Below are 19,842 nucleotides of genomic sequence, written 5' to 3'. Positions count from 1 at the left end.
TACTCAGCCGGTGATGTTGAACGGCTCCGGCGCGCTCTTGAGTTCACCGAGCTGGGCGATCGCCTGGTAAGCACCGACACCGACCGGGATGCGCTCTTCGCCGCATCCGGGAACCGAATTGGTGCCGGACCACTTGACGGTGAAGCCGGCCTGTTCGCCGGGCTTGAAGGTACGCAGATCCGATGCGGCGTTGGGGAAGCAGTCGATGTTGGACCAGATGCGCTGATTGTCGAGGGTGTAGACGAGCGCCTGCTGCAACCCGGCACCGACGTCACGCTGGCATTCGGTGGAGCCGATGTTGGTGATGACCACGGTGAACACAGGCTCTTCGCCCAGGCGGTAGGTGGCCTGCTCCGGCGTCACCTTGATCGCGAGCGATTGATCCGGGCACTGATTGGAGATCACGGGAGCCGGCGCACCGCTGGTCGTGGCCGCTGCGCCACCACCGGCAGCGGAGTCCGTTCCGCCACCCGAGCCGCCGGAACCACCCGAGCCACCGCCCGAACCACCGGAACTGCCCGAATCACCGTCGGTGGCAGAAGAGCTGGGTGAGGGCAGGGACGAGGACGTTGCCGGAGCCGCAACGACACCTGCGGGAGCGGCCTCGGTGTCGTCGGAACCGCCACTGAGCGAGGCGATGAACCACACGATCAATCCGAGGACGACAACGGCCGCACCGATGGCGAGCGCACGGCGTCGCCAATAGATTTCGGGAGGCAAAGGCCCGGTCGGTTCCAACACGAATCAACCGTATGCGGCCGAAGCCACGCTATCCCTGAGCCCACACGGCGTGTCGCGCCGGCGAACTCACCGAGATGGGATCCGAGTCGACTCAGGCAGGCATTTCGCCGATGTCGCCGATGACCTCACGCAGCTGCGCATGCCCCTTCGACAGCTGGTAGGTGAGGCCGACGATCGCGAGTTCCCCGGCTTCGACCTTCTCGGCGACGATCCGCGAACGCTGCATCAGCAGATTGCCGGTTTCCTCGACGTGGCGGGCCTCGAACTCGTCGACGGCCTGGTAGCCGTCGCGGCGGGCCGAGAGCACCGACGGGGTGACGCGTTCGACGACGTCGCGGATGTAGCCACCGGGTACGTCACCACTCTCGAGGGCGTCGACCGTCGCCTTGACTGCACCGCAGTGATCGTGGCCGAGCACCACGATCAGCGGGGCCGCGAGCACGGCGACGCCGTACTCGATGGAGCCCAGGACAGCGGAATCGACCACGTGACCGGCGGTGCGCACGACGAACATGTCACCCAGGCCCTGGTCGAAGATGATCTCGGCAGCAACACGAGAGTCGGCGCAACCGAACAGGATGGCGCTGGGGTGCTGAGCACTTTCGAGGCGGGCGCGATCCTCGATGCCCTGCGACGGGTGCAGGACCTCCCCGGAGACAAACCGTTGGTTGCCTTCCTTGAGGGACTTCCAGGCAGCGATCGGATTCGAAGCAGGCATGGGTTTCATTGTGCACGCGCAGCGGGCGCACGGCGAGTTGGGTCCACGTGGATCGAGCTACCGGCGAGTCGGGTTGGCTACTGTTGAGACCGATCACAGACCTGACGAGAAGGGCGACCACTTGCCGATCGATGCCGACGCTCTGGTCGGGTGGTTCGACACCGACGGACGCGATCTGCCGTGGCGGAAGCCCGGCGTCAGCGCGTGGCAGATCCTGATGAGCGAGATCATGCTGCAGCAGACGCCGGTGGTGCGGGTCGCGCCCATCTGGGAGCAGTGGGTGCAGCGTTGGCCGGTCCCGTCTGCGATGGCCTCGTCCTCGCAGGCCGAGGTGCTTCGCGCGTGGGGCAAGTTGGGCTATCCGCGTCGAGCACTGCGGTTGCACGAGTGCTCCCGCGTGCTCGCCGACGAGTACGGCGACGAGGTGCCCGGCGACGTCGAGACGCTGTTGGGCCTGCCGGGTATCGGTGCATACACCGCGCGCGCGGTGGCGTGTTTCGCCTACGGTCAGCGAGTTCCGGTGGTCGACACCAATGTTCGACGCGTTGTCGCGCGTGCGTTGCACGGTAGCGCCGAGCCTGGAAATCCATCCACGACAAGGGATCTCGCCGACGTCGAACAGTTGCTCCCGGAGAGCGTCCCGCGTGCCGCCCGCTACTCCGCGGCGTTGATGGAACTGGGCGCACTGATCTGTACGGCCAAGAATCCGGCATGCCTGCTGTGCCCACTCCCGGAGTGCGCCTGGATCGAGGCGGGCAGACCCGCGCACACCGGCCCTGCCAAGAAGGTCCAGAAGTTCGCGGGCACGGATCGTCAGGTTCGAGGCAAGCTCATGTCGGTACTGCGCGAGAGCACCGGCCCGGTCGAGCGCGCCGAACTCGACATCGTCTGGCCCACCGACCCGACACAACGCGACCGAGCTCTCGATTCACTGCTGACCGACGGATTGATCGAACAGACGGAGTCGGGACTGTTCGCACTCGCAGGTGAGGGTTCGGACGGCTGACAGCGCAGCCACGTCAGGTGACGGCGTCCAGGACGGCAGGCAGGGAGGTGACTCCGTCGGCGGCGAGGAAGTGGCCCGCGCCGGGGACGATCTGCACCGGCGCGTCGAGCAGACGAGCCAGACGATCGGTGTGTGCGGGGGGAACGATCGGGTCGTCGTCCGAGCGCAGGATCGAGATCGACCCGATGTGGTCCGGCATCCCGGACAGAATCACGCCGTCGGCAACGAAGCCGTCGAGAACGGGTAGCGCAGGTAGCGGGTCGACGAACCCCGACACCAGTACGAGCGCCCCCATCCGCCACGGCTCCACGAGGGTGGCGAGGTGCCGTAGGACGGCAAGACAACCCAAGCTGTGCGCAACCACGATCGTGTCGGGCCCGGGCGTTCCGAGTACCGCTGCTACCTCTGCCTGCCAGCGATCGCGATCCGGCGCCGCAGGATCCGGTAGCGGAGGGATGTGCGTCGTGATTCCAGTGCTGTCCAATTGTTCGGCGAGCCAACCGAACCAATGATCATCGGGCGTCGCCCGGTAGCCGTGGAAGATCACGGCCCGTCTGCTGGTTGTGAGTGCCATAGTGCCGGACGATAAGGGTTGACGCCGGCGAGAAGGTCAAGTCCGGGAGGCAACCGATGTTGATCAGCGAGCTCGCTGCGCGAACCGGGGTGTCGGCGCGCGCCCTACGCCACTACGACAGTCACGGGGTACTCGTTCCGCACCGCGACGCCAACGGCTACCGGGTGTACGCCGAGGCGGACGTACCGCGCGTGCTGCAGATCAGGTCGATGATCGCCGCGGGGCTCACGACGGACATCATCGGTCGGTACCTCGACTGCGCACGAACGGGCGACCACGGCGTCACCCTGGACATGTGTCCTCGACTTCGCGCCGAGGTGGACGCGATCTCGGCCCGCCTCGAGCGACGACGAGCCGAACTCGAGCAGACACGGGAGCGACTCGGCGCACTCACCTCATAGCCCGCCGCCGCGCAGAATGACACTACCGAGAGAGAAATTCCACGAGTGCGGCGTTGACCGCGTCGGGGCGTTCGAGGTAGCCGAAATGGCCGGTGTCGGCGATCTCGACGTACTGCGCACCCGGTATCGCGTCGGCGACGTCGCGGCACTGCTGCACCGGGATCATGCGGTCATCGGCAAATCCGATCACCAGAGATTTCGCCCTGATTGCGCGGTACGCAGCCAATCGGTCTGTCCCGATGCGCATTTCGAGCCCGATCTGCGCCCGCATACCCGCCGTCTTCTTGCCGCCGGAGTATTCGAGGATCGCCAGCCAGTCACCGATCGCAGTATCGTCGGCCAGCGTCTTCGGCGAGAAGTTCTGCATCGCAGTCATCGCAGCCCGGTACGACGCGGGTAGTTCGATCCCGGAGTCGTGAAGGTCCTTCTCCCCCTTCGACATCTGCGCACGAAAGGTGGTGGTCTTGCCGAAGGTGGCCATCATCACTGCATGCGAGACCAGATCCGGCCTGGCCAAAGCCAATTCCTGGGTGACGCGGGCACCCATCGAGGTGCCGACGACGCGTGCTGCACCGCCGCCGAGGTGTTCGATGAGGGCAGCGGTGTCGGCAACCAGGTCGTCCAGCGTCATCCCGCTCGCGCACTCGGAAGACGGTGCGATACCTCGATTGTCGAAGGTGACGACCCGGTACCCCTGCTTCACCAGCACCGGAACCTGATGGGTTCGCCAGACTCGTCCAGGGCTACCGGTGCCCATCACCAACACCACGAGCGGACCGTCGCCGGTGACGTCGTAGTTGAGGTCGATTCCGTTGAGCTTCGCGAGCGGCATTCGGATCATCCTAGTGCGCGCAAGAACTCCTCGATCGCCGTGCGATACCGCTCGGGTGCCTCGTCGTGAATCAGATGCGCCGCCTTCGCGACCCGCACGTACACCGATCCGGGCTTGCGCGAGTGCATCCGCTGCATCTGACCGGCCGGGGTGATCGTGTGTTCACCCTCGATCAGCAACACCGGAGCGTCGACGGCATCCCACTCGTCCCAGAAGTGCCGGGTGCCCCACTCCTGCGAGATCGCTTCGAAGAAGTCCACCTCACCGTGCAGCCGCCAGCCGTCGTCGCTTCGCACGAAGGAATCCAGAAAGTATTGTCCCGCAACATCTCCGAAGAACGCCCGCACCGCATCGGCGTCGGGAAATGGTTGCGGCCATGCCCGGATCATCGCGGCCCAGTCATCTGCGGTGCGGCCCCTGAAGTCCGGGGCTATGTCCTCGACCACCATGGCGGTGACCAGGTCGGGTCGCTCGGCGGCCGCACACCAACCGTGCAGTGCGCCCATCGAATGACCGATCAGCACACTGGGACCCAACCGGTCGAGATGTTCGAGCAGGTCGGCCACGAAGAACTCGGTCGTGAGCTCGGTAGGAGGGGGGCGACGGTGCCCCGGCGCATCGTAGGTGTGCACGTGACCGAATTCTCGCAGCCACGGAACCTGCCGCCGCCAGGTGGCGGCGCTGCCCATCAGCCCGTGCAGCAGCAGAATCGAACGGCCGGATCCACCCTCGTCGTAGAGCATCACCGCCGAGCATAACGGCGGAGTAATCTCGCGGGCATGGCCATTGTGAAGATCAATGCGATCGACGTACCCGAGGGCGCAGGCCCCGAACTCGAGAAGCGCTTCGCCGCGCGCGCCGGGTCGGTCGACGGCTCCCCGGGCTTCCTCGGATTCCAACTGCTGCGGCCGGTCAAGGGCGAATCGCGCTACTTCGTCGTCACCCAGTGGGAGGACGAGGAGTCGTTCCAGGCGTGGTCGGCAGGACCGTCGCGGGAGGCTCACGCCGGACCCAGCGCCGCCAAGCCGGTCTCGTCCGGAGCATCACTGCTCGAATTCGAGGTCGTACTGGACGTGCCTGCCACGTCGTGAGAGCGCACGCGTCCGCTCAGATGCGTTCGCGGGCGAGCTCCCATTCGAGTTTCGTCGGCATCTCCGAATCCAGTTTCGCCACAGCGTCGACCAGGAACTCAGCGGACATCGGCTTCCCGAGGAAGTAACCCTGGGCACCGTCGCAGCCCAACTCGCGGAGCGCATCCAACGTGCCCGCGTCCTCGACCCCCTCTGCCATCACCCGCACCCCGAGGCTTCGAGCCAGGTCGATGGTCGAGCGCACGATCGACGCGTCGGTTTCGTCGGTGTTCATCTTCGACACGAACGAGCGGTCGATCTTGAGCGTCTGCACCGGCAGTGTCTGCAGGTAGGCCAACGAGCTGTAGCCGGTGCCGTAGTCGTCGATCGCGATGGTGACGCCGAGGCCACGCAGCGACGTCAACGCGTTCACCGAACGCACCGGATCGGTCATCGCCGTCGTCTCGGTGACCTCGAATTCCAAGGCATGCGCGGGAACCGAATATTTCGCCAGCGCGGCCACGACCTGTTCGGTGAGCGTCTCGTCGAGCAGATTTCGGACCGAAAGATTCACCGAGACAGACAGATTGACACCGCGGCGGCGCAGAGCACTGCACTGCGCCAATGCCTCGTCCAGCACGAGCGCGGTGATGGCGGGCAACATGCCGGTGCGCTCTGCGTCGGGCAGGAACATCGACGGTCCGATCAGACCCTCACGTGGATGCTGCCACCGCAGCAACGCCTCGACGCGATCGACACTGCCGGATTCCAGGTCCAGGCACGGCTGGAAGAACACTCGAAGCTGGTGGTCACGAATCGCCGTGTCGAGTTCCCCCAGCAACCGCATCTGATCGTGGCGGTCGCGATCCATGTCGGGTTCGTAACGACCGACGCGGGTGTGGCCGGCCTTCGCGGCCGTCAACGCCACGTGGGCACGCTGAAGCATCGCCTCACCGTCCACCTGACTCGCCGTCGGAACCTCGGTCGACGCGATTCCGACGGCCGCGTCGAGCGCCACGTTGATGTCGTGCACGAACATCGTTCTGCTGACCGCGAACTGGAGCCGCTCGGCGGTGTCCGATACGTCGATCCGAGCCGGCCGCCTGCGCATGGCCACGACGAACTGGTCCCCACCGAGCCGACCGACGAGGTCGTCGGATCTTACCGATGCGACCAGGCGATGACCGATCTCGCGCAGCACACTGTCTCCGACGCTGTACCCGAAGGTCTCGTTGATCTGGGCGAAGCGATCGATATCCACCACGAGCGTGAAGACGTCCGAATCACCGCGGGTGGCGAGCATCGTGTCCAGCCGCTCTCGGAGCAGTCGGCGGCTGGCCAGTCCGGTGACAGCGTCCGTCCGAGCCACGTCCTCTAGTACCGCGGTCTGCAGCCGCAGCGTGTTCAGGAAGCACGCCATGCGGCACCCGACGAGGGCGATGACCAGTGCCGAGGACACCACGATCACCCAACCCCACTGTTGCACGGGTATTCCGCGGGCCAGCTGAACGGCCATCGCGAGGGGTGTCACGGCGACCGCGAGCGTGAGTCCGAGGAATCTCGCGCGCCCGAATCTGAAAGGGCTGGACCGGTCGATCCGCGACACGGCCTGCTCGGGAACATGAAGCGCGATCACTCCGAAACACACATAGGCTGCCAGCCACAGCGTGTTCAGGAGAGTCGAACGGTACAGCTCGGAGGCGTTGACCGCGGCATAGGACGCGAAGTCGGCCGAGACGAGGAACACGACGCCGGCCGCGGCCGCCAGAAACGGCACCGTGGTCGACCGGGTCAGCAGGTACAGACTGCCGACGAGCGTCAGCAGAAATGCATCGATGGTGAGATAGACCGTCGCCGGCCACAGTTCGATCGCCGACGAGAACGACCACGCCGCATCGTCGGAGATCACGAACACCCATGTGGCGAGGCCGAAACCGACGGCAACCACCAGGCACTCGAGTAGCTCTTCGACCCCGAACACGAGCCCGTTCTCGTCCGCGGCTCGGGCGAAACCCACGGCGATCACCAGATAGCCGAGCAGATAGAAGATGTCGGACGAGGAGAACGTCGACACTTGTCCACCGCCGGCCTGCACCGTCGCGATCAGCGCGTCACCGATGCCCCAGGAGCCGACGCCGACGGCCATGTACTTCCATGTCCGCTTGTCCGGCCCGGGTTCCCGAAAGTAGCGATACCCGAACGCAGCAACTGTGGCCAGAAGCACGATTGCGTATATCGCACCTTGGGGTATCCCCGGCGGGGCGATCGCGTACGCCGCGACAGCGAGTGCACCGAGACCCAGGAAGCGCGTCCACAACATAGTGGGGCTGATCCTTCCTAGGCCGGTCGGTGCATACCCCGAACGTACGCATCAGCCGATCGAACCCGACGTTTGACCTCGATTCGTTACCGAATCACCCTGCAGATGGGTCAAGTAACGAACTATTTCAAACCTGGCGATTGTTCGCCAGTCTCACATCGGGCGATTTGTCCGTTAACCTTCGAGGGCCGCGTCCAACGTGATGTCGACTCCGGTGAGTGCCTTGCTGACGGGACATGTCTCTTTTGCTGCCTGAGCAGCTTTCGCGAAGCCGTCTGCGTCGAGACCCTCGACCTCGCCTCGCACGGTGAGTTTGATGCCGGTGAGCTTGAAGCCGGGCTCGTCGGGACCGAGCGAAACATCGGCGGTGACTTCGAGGCTCTGCGGGGTACCGCCCGCCTCGGCGATCAACGCCGACAGCTGCATCGCGTAGCAACTGGAATGAGCCGCGGCGATCAATTCCTCGGGACTGGTGGTGCCGTCGGCTTTCTCGGCGGCGCGCTTGGGAAACGACACATCGAAAGTCGCTGCGCCTGAACTGGACAGCTCTACCTGGCCGGAACCTTGTTCCAGAGTTCCATTCCAAGCTGTGCGTGAAGTACGAGTTGGCATCGAACCGAATCCTTTCGTAGTCGACCCTGTGCAGGCCCAATTCTCAGGCTAACGTCAGCAGCGTGAGCGGGCTACCGAGTGCGACGATGTCGACACGAAGGGTGCAACAAACGAGACGCGTCGCGCGCGCAGCAACGATCGCGGCAATCGCGATCCTGTCGATCGTGGGATGTTCGACGCCGATCGCCGGAGCCGGTCCCCTGACGGACTTCTACGACGAGCCGGTGGCGACGCTCGGCGAGGTGGTCCGAAGTCTGCCCGTCAACTCGCCCAAGGGGTTCGGACTCGGATTCGACATCGAACGCATTCTCTACCGGTCCACCGACACGCACGATCGACCCATGGTCGTATCCGGCTACACCATGACCCCCACGGCTCCGTGGACCGGACCCGGCCCCCGGCCGGTGATCGCCTACGCGCCCGGCACTTCCGGCATGGCGGACCGATGCGCCGGATCGGCCGTTCTCGGGACGGTCGGCTCGTCCCCGGCCATCCTGCCGCTGCTGCTGGCCGGATATCGCGTCGTCGCAACCGATTACCAGGGTCTGGGCACCCCCGGCGGGCACACGTACCTGAACCGGATAGCCTCGGGCCGAGCCCTGCTCGACGCCGCCAGAACCGCAGACGTCGAACCCACCACGCCGGTGGTGCTGTTCGGCTACTCCGAAGGCGGGTTCGCGTCCGCATCCGCCGCCGAACTCGCCGCCACCTACGCCCCGGAGCTGAACATTCGAGGAGCGTATGTCGGTGCGCCACCGGCAGATCCGACGCTCAACATCGACACACTCGACAACACCGGTCTCGGCAGCGCCGTGCTCTTCGCCGTCGACGGGATGATCAACGCCTACCCGGAACGAGCAGCGAGTATCCGCGACCTCTTCGACTCCGACGGCGTCGCCGCGCTCGACGCCGCTCAGAACTGGTGCACCACCGACTCCGCGGCCACCGCGACAGTGCGAACGGTCGAACTGACCCGCGACGGCCGACCACTCACCGAGCAATTGAGCAACCCGGTTCTGTCCGGCATCACCGAGACGAACACCGTGGGGCGCATCGCCCCCGCCATGCCGGTGTACCTGTCGCACGCAGTCGAGGACGACACCGTACCCATCGAGCAGAGCCGCACCTTGCTCGAGCGCTGGCGCGATCTGGGCGCAGACATCACCTACCGCGAATACGACCTCCCGGCCATCCCGGTCGAGGGCGCGAACCACCTACCCGGGGCTCTGGCGGCATATCAAGATGTCCTGCCCTGGATCGCGGGGCTGGTTGACGCAGGAGTGGAGCCTGCAGGAACGACCCGATAGGCAGGAGTGGAGCCTGCAGGAACGACCCGTTAGGCGCAGCCGATCTCAGGTGTGAAATCAGGGTGTTCACCGAGGCGTCGCCCCCGATGAGGTTGGTTCACTCCATCCATGCGCATCGCCCACGCTCTGCTCACCGTCGTAGCAGTGCTGACCGCAGGTTCCCCCACCTCACCGGACCCCGGCACGGCGTCGGACATCGGAGTTGTCGCCGAAGGACTTGGACTGCCGGGGGTCGCGTTCCGTGTCGTGTCCGAGCACGAGGTGTTGGAGAACGTCGAGTACGGCCTGGACGGAGACGGTGCGCCGATCGACGAGGGAACTCCGTTCGTGTGGGGTTCGGTATCGAAGTCGGTGACGGCGGCGACGGTGTACTCACTCGTCGAACATGAAGATCTCGACTTGAACCGGACCGTCAATTCGATTCTGCCGGAGAGTGATTCGATCGTTCCCGACGATGTCACGATCGAGAACCTGATCCACCACACCAGCGGTCTCCCCCACGACGTCACCGAACTGGATGTGTGGGGGCGTACGGCGCGAGCGCTCGACGTCGTCCCCACCCTGGACGTCGCCGTCACCGACCGCGGCACCTTCCGCTACTCGAGCCTGAATTATCTACTGTTGCAGGCGATCGTCGAGAAGGTCACCGCCGAGCCCTTCGCCGACATCGTGGCCCGCGAGACCGGAGTGCACACCGCAGGCGACGTCGCACCCGGCCACGTGCCGTTCTTCACCTTTCCCCGCAGCATCGATACCGGAATCGACTCCGCAGGAATGGGTTACGGCTACCTGAGCGGCTCCATCGACGAACTCTCACGCTATGCATCCAGGCAACTGACCGCTCCGGCGTCGAACAGTCCCGATACGGTGCCGACGGGTTCGGGCGCGGCGTACGGCTACGGCTGGTACGTAGAAACGCTGCCCGACGGTACCGAGATGCGCTGGCATTCCGGGGCGGTCCCGGGCTACTTCAGTCACGTTGCACTCGTTCCGGAACGACACCTGGCTGTGGTCTTCGCGACCAACAGATTCGGCGAACTCGAGGCCGACAAGCTCGCCTCCGCGGCCCGCTCCCTCGTGCTCGCCCGACTCGGCATCGACGAACCTCGCACCACCGGCCTCGGCATGTACGAGATCGCGCTGATCGCGTCGAGCGCACTCGCGGTGTTGCTGGCGATCTGTGCGTCGACAACCCTGCTGGGATTCGAAACTGCCCCGGGTCGATGGGCACCCGCGCGCGCCCTCGCTGCCCTCGGCGCGGGCGGACTGCTGTACTTCGCGCTACCCGCACTCGCCGGTGCGCCGATCTCGACCCTGGCCCGCTGGGCTCCTGACATCGCGCTGCTGTTCTGGATTCTGCTCGCTGAACTTGCCCTCATCGCCGTTGCCCTCGGTGCTCGGGCCCTGCGTCAATGGACCACTGCACACGTCTGACCGTTGCAACGGTCCATTCACGCCCGACGGCTACCCGCGTGAATGGACCCTTGCATACGTCTGGGCGGTGCAAGGGTCCATTGACGCGAACGGGAGGGGCGGGTGGCCATACGACAACGGGCGACCCTCCGAAGAGGATCGCCCGTTGTGTGGAGCTGTGAAACTTACTCGCTGTCGCTGTCTCCGGCGGCCTTGGCCAGATCGACCGGGACCTCGTCGGGGACGATGATGGCCTTCTTCTCGCCGCGGAAGGTGAACTTCGCGTCCTCGCCTGCGCCTTCGCCGTCCCAGTTCTCGACGTCGACCAGGATGATCTGGCCGGCTTCGATCTCGCCGAAGAGGATCTTCTCCGACAACTGGTCCTCGATCTCGCGCTGGATGGTGCGACGCAGTGGCCGCGCACCCAGGACGGGGTCGAATCCGCGCTTGGCGAGCAACGACTTCGCCTTCTCGGTGACCTCGATCGCCATGTCCTTGTTCTTGAGCGCACCTTCGACTCGGTTGAGCATGAGATCGACCATCTGGATGATCTCGTCCTTGGTGAGCTGGTGGAACACGACGATGTCGTCGATACGGTTCAGGAACTCGGGGCGGAAGTGCTTCTTCAGCTCGTCGTTGACCTTGAGCTTCATCCGCTCGTAGTTCGATCCGGTGCCTTCACCCGAGGAGAAGCCGAGGCCGACTGCCTTCGAGATGTCCGAGGTACCGAGGTTCGAGGTGAAGATCAGCACGGTGTTCTTGAAGTCGACCGTGCGTCCCTGGCCGTCGGTGAGACGGCCGTCTTCGAGTACCTGCAGGAGCGTGTTGTAGATCTCCTGGTGGGCCTTCTCGATCTCGTCGAACAGCACGACGGAGAACGGCTTGCGGCGGACCTTCTCGGTGAGCTGGCCGCCCTCTTCGTAGCCGACGTATCCGGGAGGAGCACCGAACAGGCGCGACGCGGTGAAGCGGTCGTGGAACTCGCCCATGTCGATCTGGATCAGTGCGTCGTCCTCGCCGAAGAGGAAGTTCGCGAGAGCCTTCGACAGCTCGGTCTTACCGACACCGGACGGGCCGGCGAAGATGAACGAGCCCGACGGACGCTTCGGGTCCTTCAGCCCTGCACGGGTACGACGGATCGCCTTCGAGACGGCCTTGACTGCCTCGACCTGACCGATGATCCGCTTGTGCAGCTCGTCCTCCATACGGAGCAGACGAGTGGTCTCTTCCTCGGTGAGCTTGAAGACGGGGATGCCGGTCCAGTTGCCCAGAACCTCGGCGATCTGCTCGTCGTCCACCTCGGCGATGACGTCGAGATCGCCGGAGCGCCACTGCTTCTCACGCTCGGCACGCTGACCGACGAGGGTCTTCTCCTTGTCGCGCAGGTTCGCAGCCTTCTCGAAGTCCTGTGCGTCGATGGCCGATTCCTTCTCCCGGCGCGCGTCGGCGATCTTGTCGTCGAACTCGCGCAGGTCCGGCGGCGCGGTCATCCGGCGGATGCGCATCCGCGCGCCCGCCTCGTCGATGAGGTCGATTGCCTTGTCGGGCAGGAACCGATCGTTGATGTACCGGTCGGCCAGGGTGGCAGCCGCGACGAGGGCACCGTCGGTGATCGAGACGCGGTGGTGTGCCTCGTAGCGATCGCGCAGACCCTTGAGGATCTCGATGGTGTGCTCGACGGTCGGCTCGCCGACCTGGACGGGCTGGAAACGACGCTCGAGGGCCGCGTCCTTCTCGATGTACTTGCGGTACTCGTCGAGGGTGGTGGCACCGATGGTCTGCAGTTCGCCGCGAGCCAGCTTCGGCTTGAGGATCGACGCTGCGTCGATGGCACCTTCTGCGGCACCTGCGCCGACGAGCGTGTGCAGCTCGTCGATGAACAGGATGATGTCGCCGCGGGTGTTGATCTCCTTGAGCACCTTCTTCAGGCGCTCTTCGAAGTCACCGCGGTAACGGCTGCCGGCCACGAGCGAGCCGAGGTCGAGGGTGTAGAGCTGCTTGTCCTTGAGGGTCTCGGGGACCTCGCCGTTGACGATGGCCTGAGCCAGGCCTTCGACGACTGCGGTCTTACCGACACCGGGCTCGCCGATCAGAACAGGGTTGTTCTTGGTGCGACGCGAGAGCACCTGCATGACGCGCTCGATTTCCTTCGCGCGACCGATGACCGGGTCGAGCTTGCCTTCGAGTGCGGCCTGGGTGAGGTTGCGTCCGAACTGGTCGAGAACCAGTGACGTCGACGGAGTGCCCGCTTCGCCGCGGCTGCTGCCGCTCTCGGACGGTTCCTTGCCCTGGTAGCCCGACAGCAGCTGGATGACCTGCTGGCGCACGCGATTGAGGTCGGCTCCGAGCTTGACCAGAACCTGAGCTGCGACGCCTTCGCCTTCGCGGATCAGTCCCAGCAGAATGTGCTCGGTGCCGATGTAGTTGTGGCCGAGCTGCAGTGCTTCACGCAGGCTGAGCTCGAGTACTTTCTTGGCGCGCGGGGTGAACGGGATGTGTCCGGACGGAGCCTGCTGGCCCTGGCCGATGATCTCCTCGACCTGGCTGCGTACTCCTTCGAGGGAGATGCCCAGCGACTCGAGAGACTTGGCTGCGACGCCTTCGCCCTCGTGGATGAGGCCGAGCAGAATGTGCTCCGTGCCGATGTAGTTGTGGTTGAGCATCCGGGCTTCTTCTTGAGCCAGGACGACAACACGCCGCGCGCGATCGGTGAACCTCTCGAACATCGCTCTCCCTCACTTCTTGGTGGGTGGTAGCTCGCCCACCAGTTCTTCTAGCGCCGCAGTGTCCATACGCTGAGGTCGCTTGTGCATTTGAAGGTAAGACTGGTTCTCACTGTAGTTGGCCGACGTTACGAACGCCGACCCTCCACCCCTGAAATGCTGCGCAACCGCCCGCACATACGGACTGCCTTGCCTGCTTACTGTTCATAACGCAGGCACTATGCAAAACGTTTCCCGTTCACTGTCCGCTGCTGGCGAACAGCCGTTCACCGTCCGATCAGGCCTGGGACGGCTTGACGATGGGAAACAGGATCGTTTCGCGGATGCCCAACCCGGTCAGCGCCATCAACAAACGGTCGATGCCCATGCCGGTTCCGGTGGTCGGCGGCATGCCCTGTTCCATCGCGGCGAGGAAGTCCTCGTCGAGCACCATCGCCTCGTCGTCGCCGGCAGCGGCTTGGCGCGCCTGGTCCTCGAAACGCTCGCGCTGAATGATCGGGTCGACCAGCTCGGAGTAGCCGGTGGCCAGCTCGAACCCACGGACGTACAGATCCCACTTCTCGGTGACGCCCGGCTTGCTGCGGTGCTGACGCGTCAACGGAGACGTCTCGACCGGGAAGTCACGGACGAACGTGGGTTCGGTCAACGCGTCGCCCACCTGGTGTTCCCACAGCTCCTCGACGAGCTTGCCGTGACCGTAGATCGGGACACCGTCCTTGCGCGGAACCTCGACGCCCACCTTGTCGGCGATCGCCAGGAGCTCGTCGACGGTGGTGTCGGGCGTGACGTCGAATCCGAGCGATTCCGACAGCGACGGGTACATCTCGAGCGTCGTCCATTCGCCGCCGAGGTCGTAGGTGCTGCCGTCGGGCAGCGTCACGACCGTGGATCCGAGAGCGGCCATGGCCACTTCCTGGACCAGCTCACGCGTCATCTTCGCCGAATCGTCGTACGTGCCGTACGCCTCGTACGTCTCGAGCATCGCGAATTCCGGCGAGTGCGAGGAGTCGGCACCCTCGTTGCGGAAGTTGCGGTTGATCTCGAAGACCTTCTCGATGCCACCGACGACGCAACGCTTGAGGAACAGCTCCGGCGCGATGCGGAGGTACAGATCGGTGTCCATCGCATTCGAGTGGGTGACGAACGGGCGAGCAGCCGCGCCGCCGTGCAGCGTCTGCAGCATCGGCGTCTCGACCTCGAGAAATCCTCGACGCTCGAGTGCGTTACGCAGTTCCCGGACGACGGCGATGCGCTTGCGGGCGGTCTCACGCGAGGTCGGGTTGGTGATCAGATCCAGGTAGCGCTGCCGGATTCGCGTCTCTTCGTTCAGTTCCTTGTGCGCGACGGGCAGCGGCCGCAGCGACTTCGACGCGATCTGCCAGGCGTCGGCCATGACGGACAGCTCGCCGCGTCGGGAGCTGATGACCTCGCCGTGCACGAACACGAAGTCGCCGAGATCGACGTCGGACTTCCATTCCGCGAGAGCGTCCTCGCCGACACCCGCCAGGCTGATCATCGCCTGCAGCTGGGTGCCGTCACCCTCTTGCAAGGTGGCGAAGCACAGCTTGCCGGTGTTGCGCACGAAGATGATGCGGCCGACGACTCCGACGATCAGGCCGGTGGTCGTATCGGGTTCGAGTTCGGGGAACTCGGTGCGGATCTCGAGCAGCGAATGGGTCCGCGGGACGGACACCGGATATGCCTCGACCCCGCGCTCGAGCAGCGCGGCGCGCTTGGCACGACGAATCCGTAGTTGCTCCGGGGTGTCGTCGGCCTGCTGGGGAGAAGCTGTGTCAGTCACGCGCACACACTTTACAGTCCGAGCGAGTGAGGACGATCAGTGCGCAGCGACGGCCTCGGCCTCACGGACGCAGTGCTTGGCCTGCGTGAGTACCCCGAGCAGTCCGGCCGACTTCAGCGCCTGGTAGCCGCCGACCAGGTCGGTGGACTTGTGCAAACCGAGCTGTTGCAGCGACGCGGCGGCGAGCGAGGAGGTGTAGCCCTCGGAGCAGATGACGATCCACTCCACGTCGTGGTCGACGGCGATCGCCAGGCGCGCATCGCTCGCGGGGTCCAGACGCCATTCGAGGACGTTGCGTTCGATGGCGAGTGCGCCGGGCAGCGTTCCCTCGACTGCTCGCTGCGCCTGGGGGCGGATGTCGATGACGACGGCACCTCGCTCCACGGCGTCTCGCAGTTCGAAGACGGTCATGCGATCGATGGTCTCGCGCGCGGATTCGAGCATGTCGACAATGGTCATGGTCTGGATGGTCACAGTGTGGCCTTCTCGGGTTCGTCGGTGAGCTCGCTACGGGTACGACGCAGCGTGGACCGTTCGGTCACTTCGTAGTAGGACATCGCCGTCAGCGGCGGCGAGTAGGCGTGCACGCTGAGAGTGGGACCCGTCGTGTCCGACGCCGGATCGTGCATCACGTCGTGCACCCACCCGAGCGGGAACGACGCCTGATCACCGGCGTCGAGGTGACGCTGCCTCAGTCCTGTTCCAGCCCAACGATATTCGAGGAGCGAGCCACTGAGCACGGTCAGCGCACCGAGCGACCCCGCGTGATCGTGAAGTTCGGTGGACCGATCGGGAACCCAGCTGATCAACCAGACGTCGAGGTCGTCGTCGGAATGCAGACGGACGGCCCAACGCTCGTCCGTCGGCCAGCGGCCACCGTCGGGAAGCAGGTGATCGAAGCGGCCCTCGAGGACGTCGGATGCGCCCTGGTCGGTGATGCGCAGCAGGTCCGGTGGACGCAACCGAGTCGGCAGCGTCGAGACCGAACGCGACGACAACCGGGTACGGGAGGGTGCAGAAAATACAGGTGTGGAAAGCATGAAGCTCTACTCCAGGGGTGTGTTACGAACGAGGCAGGGTTCAGCCTCGACAACACTCCTGGGTGGCCATGCACGTCATCACGCCGACGATTCTGACACACGAACGCCGGATCCGCCAGCGCTGATCCGAAACACTCAGCGTGGCCGCCGCCGAAACATTCAGCGTGGCCGCCGCTTTGCCATGTTGCGTTCGTAGACCAGACGGAGACCCTCGAGCGTCAGATCCGGTTCGTGGTGCTCGATGGTCGTCGATTCCGGCAGGATCAGCGCGGCGATGTCGCCGGTCCCGATGATGGCGACATCCGTTCCGGTCACCTCGGGAACCTCCCGTCGAATTCGCCCGACCAGGCCGTCCACCAGACCGGCGAAACCGAAGATGGTGCCCGACTGGATGCATTCGACAGTGTTCTTGCCCAACACCGAACGAGGCCGGATCATCTCCACCTCGCGCAGCGTGGCAGTGCGGGTCGACATGGCCGACGCCGACATCTCGAGTCCTGGGGCGATGGCGCCGCCGAGGAATTCGCCCTTGGCCGAGACGACGTCGACGCAGGTGGTGGTTCCGAAGTCGACCACGATGCACGCCGAGCCGTACAGGTCGTGTGCCGCAAGGGCATTGACGATACGGTCCGCACCGACCTCTTTGGGATTGTCGACCAGCAACGGCACTCCGGTGCGCACACCGGGTTCCACCATCACGTGCACCACGTGATCCCAGTAGCGCGCGAGCATCGTCCGCATCTCCCGCAGCACGGACGGCACGGTCGACAGCGCAGTGACTCCGGTGATCCGTTCGGCGTCCTCACCCAGCAGACCGCGCAACATCAGAGCCAGCTCGTCGGCCGTCACATGCGGGTCCGTCCGAATTCGCCAATCGCGCAGCAGTTTCGAGTGATCACCGGTGCCGGTGAACAGACCGACCACGGTGCTGGTGTTGCGCACATCGATCGCGAGGAGCATCGAATCAGACCAGCACGGAATCGGCCCGCAGATCGCGCGGCGTGATCAGACCCGAGCCCGCAGGCGCATGAGCCGGGTCGCTGCCCAACTCGACCGGACGGTTCTTCTCGTCGACGAACACCACCCGCGGCGCGTAGTCGGCAACCTCCTGCTCGTTCATCACCCCGTAGGCGATCAGGATGACCAGGTCGCCCGGGTTCACCAGATGTGCTGCAGCTCCGTTGATTCCGATGACACCGCTGCCGCGCTCACCGGTGATCACGTACGTTTCGAGTCGAGCGCCGTTGTCGATGTCGACGATGGTGACCTGCTCGCCTTCGAGCAGATCGGCCGCCTCCATCAGATCCTGATCGACAGTCACCGAGCCCACGTAGTGCAGGTCTGCATGCGTCACGGTGGCGCGATGGATCTTGGACTTCATCATGGTACGAAACATCGTGTCACTCTCCACTTGTGGGATCGTCCGGGCTAATTTCTTCTGGTCGTTCCGCAGGCTCCACTCCTGCCTCGAGGAAACCGGTGCCGACGGCGACACCGACGTTGTCGATCAATCTCGTGGTGCCCACCTTGGCTGCCACGAGCAGTCTGCCGTCGCCACGTTCGGGAGCGGGTCCGAGATGCGGGTCGCGTACCTCCAGGTAGTCGACCTGCACCAGCGGTGCCTCGTCCAGCACGGCACGCGCAGTGGCGATGATGGCCTCGCTGCCGCCGGCCGCGGCGTGTGCCCCGGCGACCAGTGCGGCCGACAGCGCCATCGCAGCATCGCGCTGCTCGGCATCGAGATACCGGTTACGCGAGGACAAGGCGAGTCCGTCCTGCTCGCGAACCGTCGGAACCCCGATGACGGCGACGTCGAAGTTCAGATCGCGCACCATCTGCCGGATCAACGTCAGTTGCTGGTAGTCCTTCTCGCCGAAGTAGGCGCGATGCGGTGCAGCGATCTGCAGCAGTTTGGCCACGACGGTGAGCATTCCTGCGAAATGCGTAGGCCTGCTTGCGCCTTCGAGTTCTGCGCCGAGCGGACCGGGATTGACGGTGGTGCGCGGACCCGACGGATACATGTCCGACGCCGACGGCGCGAAGACCAGTTCGACGCCCTCCTCACGCAGCAGTGCCACATCGGCGTCGAGAGTCCGCGGGTAGGCATCGAGGTCCTCGCCCACACCGAACTGCAGAGGGTTGACGAAGATCGACACGATCACCACTGCCCCGGTGAGCTTGGCCTGCCGCACCAGCTGCAGGTGCCCGGCGTGCAGGGCACCCATGGTCGGTACGAGAGCGACCTGCTTCCCGACCCCCCGCAGTGCTTTCGACACCGACGTGATCACCGCAGGATCGTGGTGAACCGTCAACTGCCCCTTGGTGTAGCTGCCCGCGAGGGTCATCGATTCCCTTCCAGAAGTTCGATCAGGTCTGCCTTGGCACCGATGCGCTGTGCCGATCGCAACGACAGCGCGCGGTATCCGGCTGCGATCCGCGAATCCACGGACTCGAGCACGTCGAGATGCTTGCCGACTGCAGCGGTGTCGCCGCGGGCCACCGGCCCGGTGAGGGCAGACTGGCCGTTGCGCAGCGCATTGTCCAGCGCAGCTTCGAGCAGCGGGGCCAGAACACGCTCGGGCACACCGCGTTCGGAATCCGAACCGGGAAAACCCGGTCCGGCCAACGCAACTCGGAGCGCTTCGACGGCGTCGACCACCAGTGTGACGAGGTGATTGCTGCCGTGCGCGAGCGCGGCGTGGTAGAGCGCCCGGTTGTTCTCGGGGACGTGCACCGGCTCGCCGCCGATCTCGAGAACGAGAGCCTGCGCCACTGCGTAGCCGATCTCGTCGCCTGCAGTGATGCCGAAGCACGCGGCCGTCATCCGGTCGGTGTCCTCGGCTCCGCCGCTGAACGTCATGGCCGGGTGGATGGCCAAGGGCACGGCACCGAGAGCAGCCAGAGGCTCGAGCACCGAGATCCCGTTCGCTCCGGAGGTGTGCACCACCAACTTTCCCGGTGCAACCGCCCCGGTGGACGCCAGGCCCGCGACGATCGACGCCAACTCGCTGTCCGGTACGGCCAGAACGAGCAGTTCCGCGCGACGAGCAACCTCGTCCACGGGCAGAACTTGGGACTCGGGAAGCCGCTCACGCACCCGCGCGAGAGACGCATCGGACACCGCGGCGGCACCGACGACAACATGCCCGACGCGTTCGAGCGCCTCACCGAATGCGGTACCGACCCGTCCCGCCGAGACGACACCAACCGTCAAGCGAGCCGGAGACAGACCACCGGTGCCAGAAAAGGTCACCGAAAATTTCCTCTCGTTCGTTCCAGTCCCG

Annotated in this window: 20 protein-coding genes; 5 read left to right on the top strand and 15 right to left on the bottom strand. The window is 65.1% G+C overall.

Going from position 1 to position 19,842, the window contains the following annotated elements:
• Nucleotides 1-3: 3 nt before the first annotated feature.
• Both CH271_RS02400 and CH271_RS02395 read right to left on the bottom strand, forming a co-directional pair.
• Entirely contained in the window at nt 4-741 is a 738-nt protein-coding gene (locus CH271_RS02400; protein ID WP_094632518.1) for a hypothetical protein, read from the bottom strand.
• A 91-nt stretch (nt 742-832) separates the two neighbouring features.
• A complete protein-coding gene (locus CH271_RS02395) occupies nt 833-1,459 on the bottom strand; it encodes a carbonic anhydrase (protein WP_037195038.1) in 627 nt (208 codons plus the stop codon).
• A 121-nt stretch (nt 1,460-1,580) separates the two neighbouring features.
• On the opposite strand from CH271_RS02395, the gene CH271_RS02390 reads away from it, so the two are divergent.
• Entirely contained in the window at nt 1,581-2,465 is an 885-nt protein-coding gene (locus CH271_RS02390; RefSeq protein WP_094632739.1) for an A/G-specific adenine glycosylase, read from the top strand.
• A 13-nt stretch (nt 2,466-2,478) separates the two neighbouring features.
• Here CH271_RS02390 and CH271_RS02385 read toward each other — a convergent pair whose 3' ends face one another.
• Nucleotides 2,479-3,039, bottom strand: coding sequence for an RBBP9/YdeN family alpha/beta hydrolase (locus CH271_RS02385; RefSeq protein WP_094632516.1), 561 nt, complete (start codon nt 3,037-3,039; stop codon nt 2,479-2,481).
• 56 nt (nt 3,040-3,095) lie between these two features.
• Between CH271_RS02385 and CH271_RS02380 the strand changes: the two genes are divergently transcribed.
• Nucleotides 3,096-3,440: a MerR family transcriptional regulator gene (locus CH271_RS02380; RefSeq protein WP_094632514.1), complete on the top strand. Its 345-nt coding sequence runs from the start codon at nt 3,096-3,098 to the stop codon at nt 3,438-3,440.
• Nucleotides 3,441-3,462: 22 nt separating this feature from the next.
• On the opposite strand, the gene CH271_RS02375 is transcribed toward CH271_RS02380, so the two are convergent.
• Nucleotides 3,463-4,272 carry an alpha/beta fold hydrolase gene (locus CH271_RS02375; protein ID WP_094632738.1) on the bottom strand — a complete coding sequence of 270 codons (810 nt, stop codon included), beginning with the start codon at nt 4,270-4,272 and terminating at the stop codon, nt 3,463-3,465.
• A 5-nt stretch (nt 4,273-4,277) separates the two neighbouring features.
• Nucleotides 4,278-5,015 carry an alpha/beta fold hydrolase gene (locus CH271_RS02370; protein ID WP_094632512.1) on the bottom strand — a complete coding sequence of 246 codons (738 nt, stop codon included), beginning with the start codon at nt 5,013-5,015 and terminating at the stop codon, nt 4,278-4,280.
• A gap of 36 nt (nt 5,016-5,051) precedes the next feature.
• On the opposite strand from CH271_RS02370, the gene CH271_RS02365 reads away from it, so the two are divergent.
• Nucleotides 5,052-5,363 carry an antibiotic biosynthesis monooxygenase family protein gene (locus CH271_RS02365; RefSeq protein WP_037195030.1) on the top strand — a complete coding sequence of 104 codons (312 nt, stop codon included), beginning with the start codon at nt 5,052-5,054 and terminating at the stop codon, nt 5,361-5,363.
• Nucleotides 5,364-5,379: 16 nt separating this feature from the next.
• On the opposite strand, the gene CH271_RS02360 is transcribed toward CH271_RS02365, so the two are convergent.
• Both CH271_RS02360 and CH271_RS02355 read right to left on the bottom strand, forming a co-directional pair.
• Nucleotides 5,380-7,662 (bottom strand): putative bifunctional diguanylate cyclase/phosphodiesterase, encoded by a 2,283-nt coding sequence (locus CH271_RS02360; RefSeq protein ID WP_094632510.1) that lies wholly within the window; start codon nt 7,660-7,662, stop codon nt 5,380-5,382.
• Between the two features lie 174 nt (nt 7,663-7,836).
• Nucleotides 7,837-8,274, bottom strand: a complete 438-nt coding sequence (locus CH271_RS02355) for an OsmC family protein (RefSeq protein WP_037195028.1) — start codon at nt 8,272-8,274, stop codon at nt 7,837-7,839.
• 86 nt (nt 8,275-8,360) lie between these two features.
• Here CH271_RS02355 and CH271_RS02350 point away from each other — a divergent pair, with 86 nt between their 5' ends.
• Together CH271_RS02350 and CH271_RS02345 are read left to right on the top strand one after the other, a co-directional pair.
• Nucleotides 8,361-9,581 carry a lipase family protein gene (locus tag CH271_RS02350; RefSeq protein WP_094632508.1) on the top strand — a complete coding sequence of 407 codons (1,221 nt, stop codon included), beginning with the start codon at nt 8,361-8,363 and terminating at the stop codon, nt 9,579-9,581.
• A 108-nt stretch (nt 9,582-9,689) separates the two neighbouring features.
• A complete protein-coding gene (locus CH271_RS02345; protein WP_094632506.1) occupies nt 9,690-11,015 on the top strand; it encodes a serine hydrolase domain-containing protein in 1,326 nt (441 codons plus the stop codon).
• Between the two features lie 164 nt (nt 11,016-11,179).
• Here CH271_RS02345 and CH271_RS02340 read toward each other — a convergent pair whose 3' ends face one another.
• The 8 genes from CH271_RS02340 to CH271_RS02305 all read right to left on the bottom strand — a co-directional run bounded on the left by CH271_RS02340 (nt 11,180) and on the right by CH271_RS02305 (nt 19,811).
• Nucleotides 11,180-13,720 carry an ATP-dependent Clp protease ATP-binding subunit gene (locus CH271_RS02340; protein ID WP_094632504.1) on the bottom strand — a complete coding sequence of 847 codons (2,541 nt, stop codon included), beginning with the start codon at nt 13,718-13,720 and terminating at the stop codon, nt 11,180-11,182.
• Nucleotides 13,721-13,994: 274 nt separating this feature from the next.
• Nucleotides 13,995-15,518 (bottom strand): lysine--tRNA ligase, encoded by a 1,524-nt coding sequence (gene lysS, locus CH271_RS02335; protein WP_094632502.1) that lies wholly within the window; start codon nt 15,516-15,518, stop codon nt 13,995-13,997.
• Nucleotides 15,519-15,554: 36 nt separating this feature from the next.
• On the bottom strand, nt 15,555-15,977 hold the full coding sequence (locus CH271_RS02330) for a rhodanese-like domain-containing protein (protein WP_094632737.1): 423 nt from the start codon (nt 15,975-15,977) through the stop codon (nt 15,555-15,557).
• An 11-nt stretch (nt 15,978-15,988) separates the two neighbouring features.
• The gene (locus CH271_RS02325) at nt 15,989-16,558 is read right to left on the bottom strand and encodes a cysteine dioxygenase (RefSeq protein WP_082323837.1); all 570 of its coding nucleotides are present in this window, start codon (nt 16,556-16,558) and stop codon (nt 15,989-15,991) included.
• Between the two features lie 159 nt (nt 16,559-16,717).
• Nucleotides 16,718-17,518, bottom strand: a complete 801-nt coding sequence (locus CH271_RS02320; protein WP_094632500.1) for a type III pantothenate kinase — start codon at nt 17,516-17,518, stop codon at nt 16,718-16,720.
• 4 nt (nt 17,519-17,522) lie between these two features.
• Nucleotides 17,523-17,954 carry an aspartate 1-decarboxylase gene (panD, locus tag CH271_RS02315; RefSeq protein ID WP_032380718.1) on the bottom strand — a complete coding sequence of 144 codons (432 nt, stop codon included), beginning with the start codon at nt 17,952-17,954 and terminating at the stop codon, nt 17,523-17,525.
• Between the two features lie 4 nt (nt 17,955-17,958).
• On the bottom strand, nt 17,959-18,903 hold the full coding sequence (gene panC / locus CH271_RS02310) for a pantoate--beta-alanine ligase (protein WP_094632498.1): 945 nt from the start codon (nt 18,901-18,903) through the stop codon (nt 17,959-17,961).
• Entirely contained in the window at nt 18,900-19,811 is a 912-nt protein-coding gene (locus CH271_RS02305) for a Rossmann-like and DUF2520 domain-containing protein (protein WP_094632496.1), read from the bottom strand. The genes panC and CH271_RS02305 overlap by 4 nt, the downstream gene beginning before the upstream one ends.
• Between the last annotated feature and the right edge of the window lie 31 nt (nt 19,812-19,842).

Origin of the sequence: Rhodococcus sp. 05-340-2, assembly GCF_002258915.1 — a bacterium.
Lineage (GTDB): Bacteria > Actinomycetota > Actinomycetes > Mycobacteriales > Mycobacteriaceae > Rhodococcoides.
Note: the sequence above shows the minus strand (reverse complement) of the source record. Positions and strands in the feature narration are given on the sequence as shown.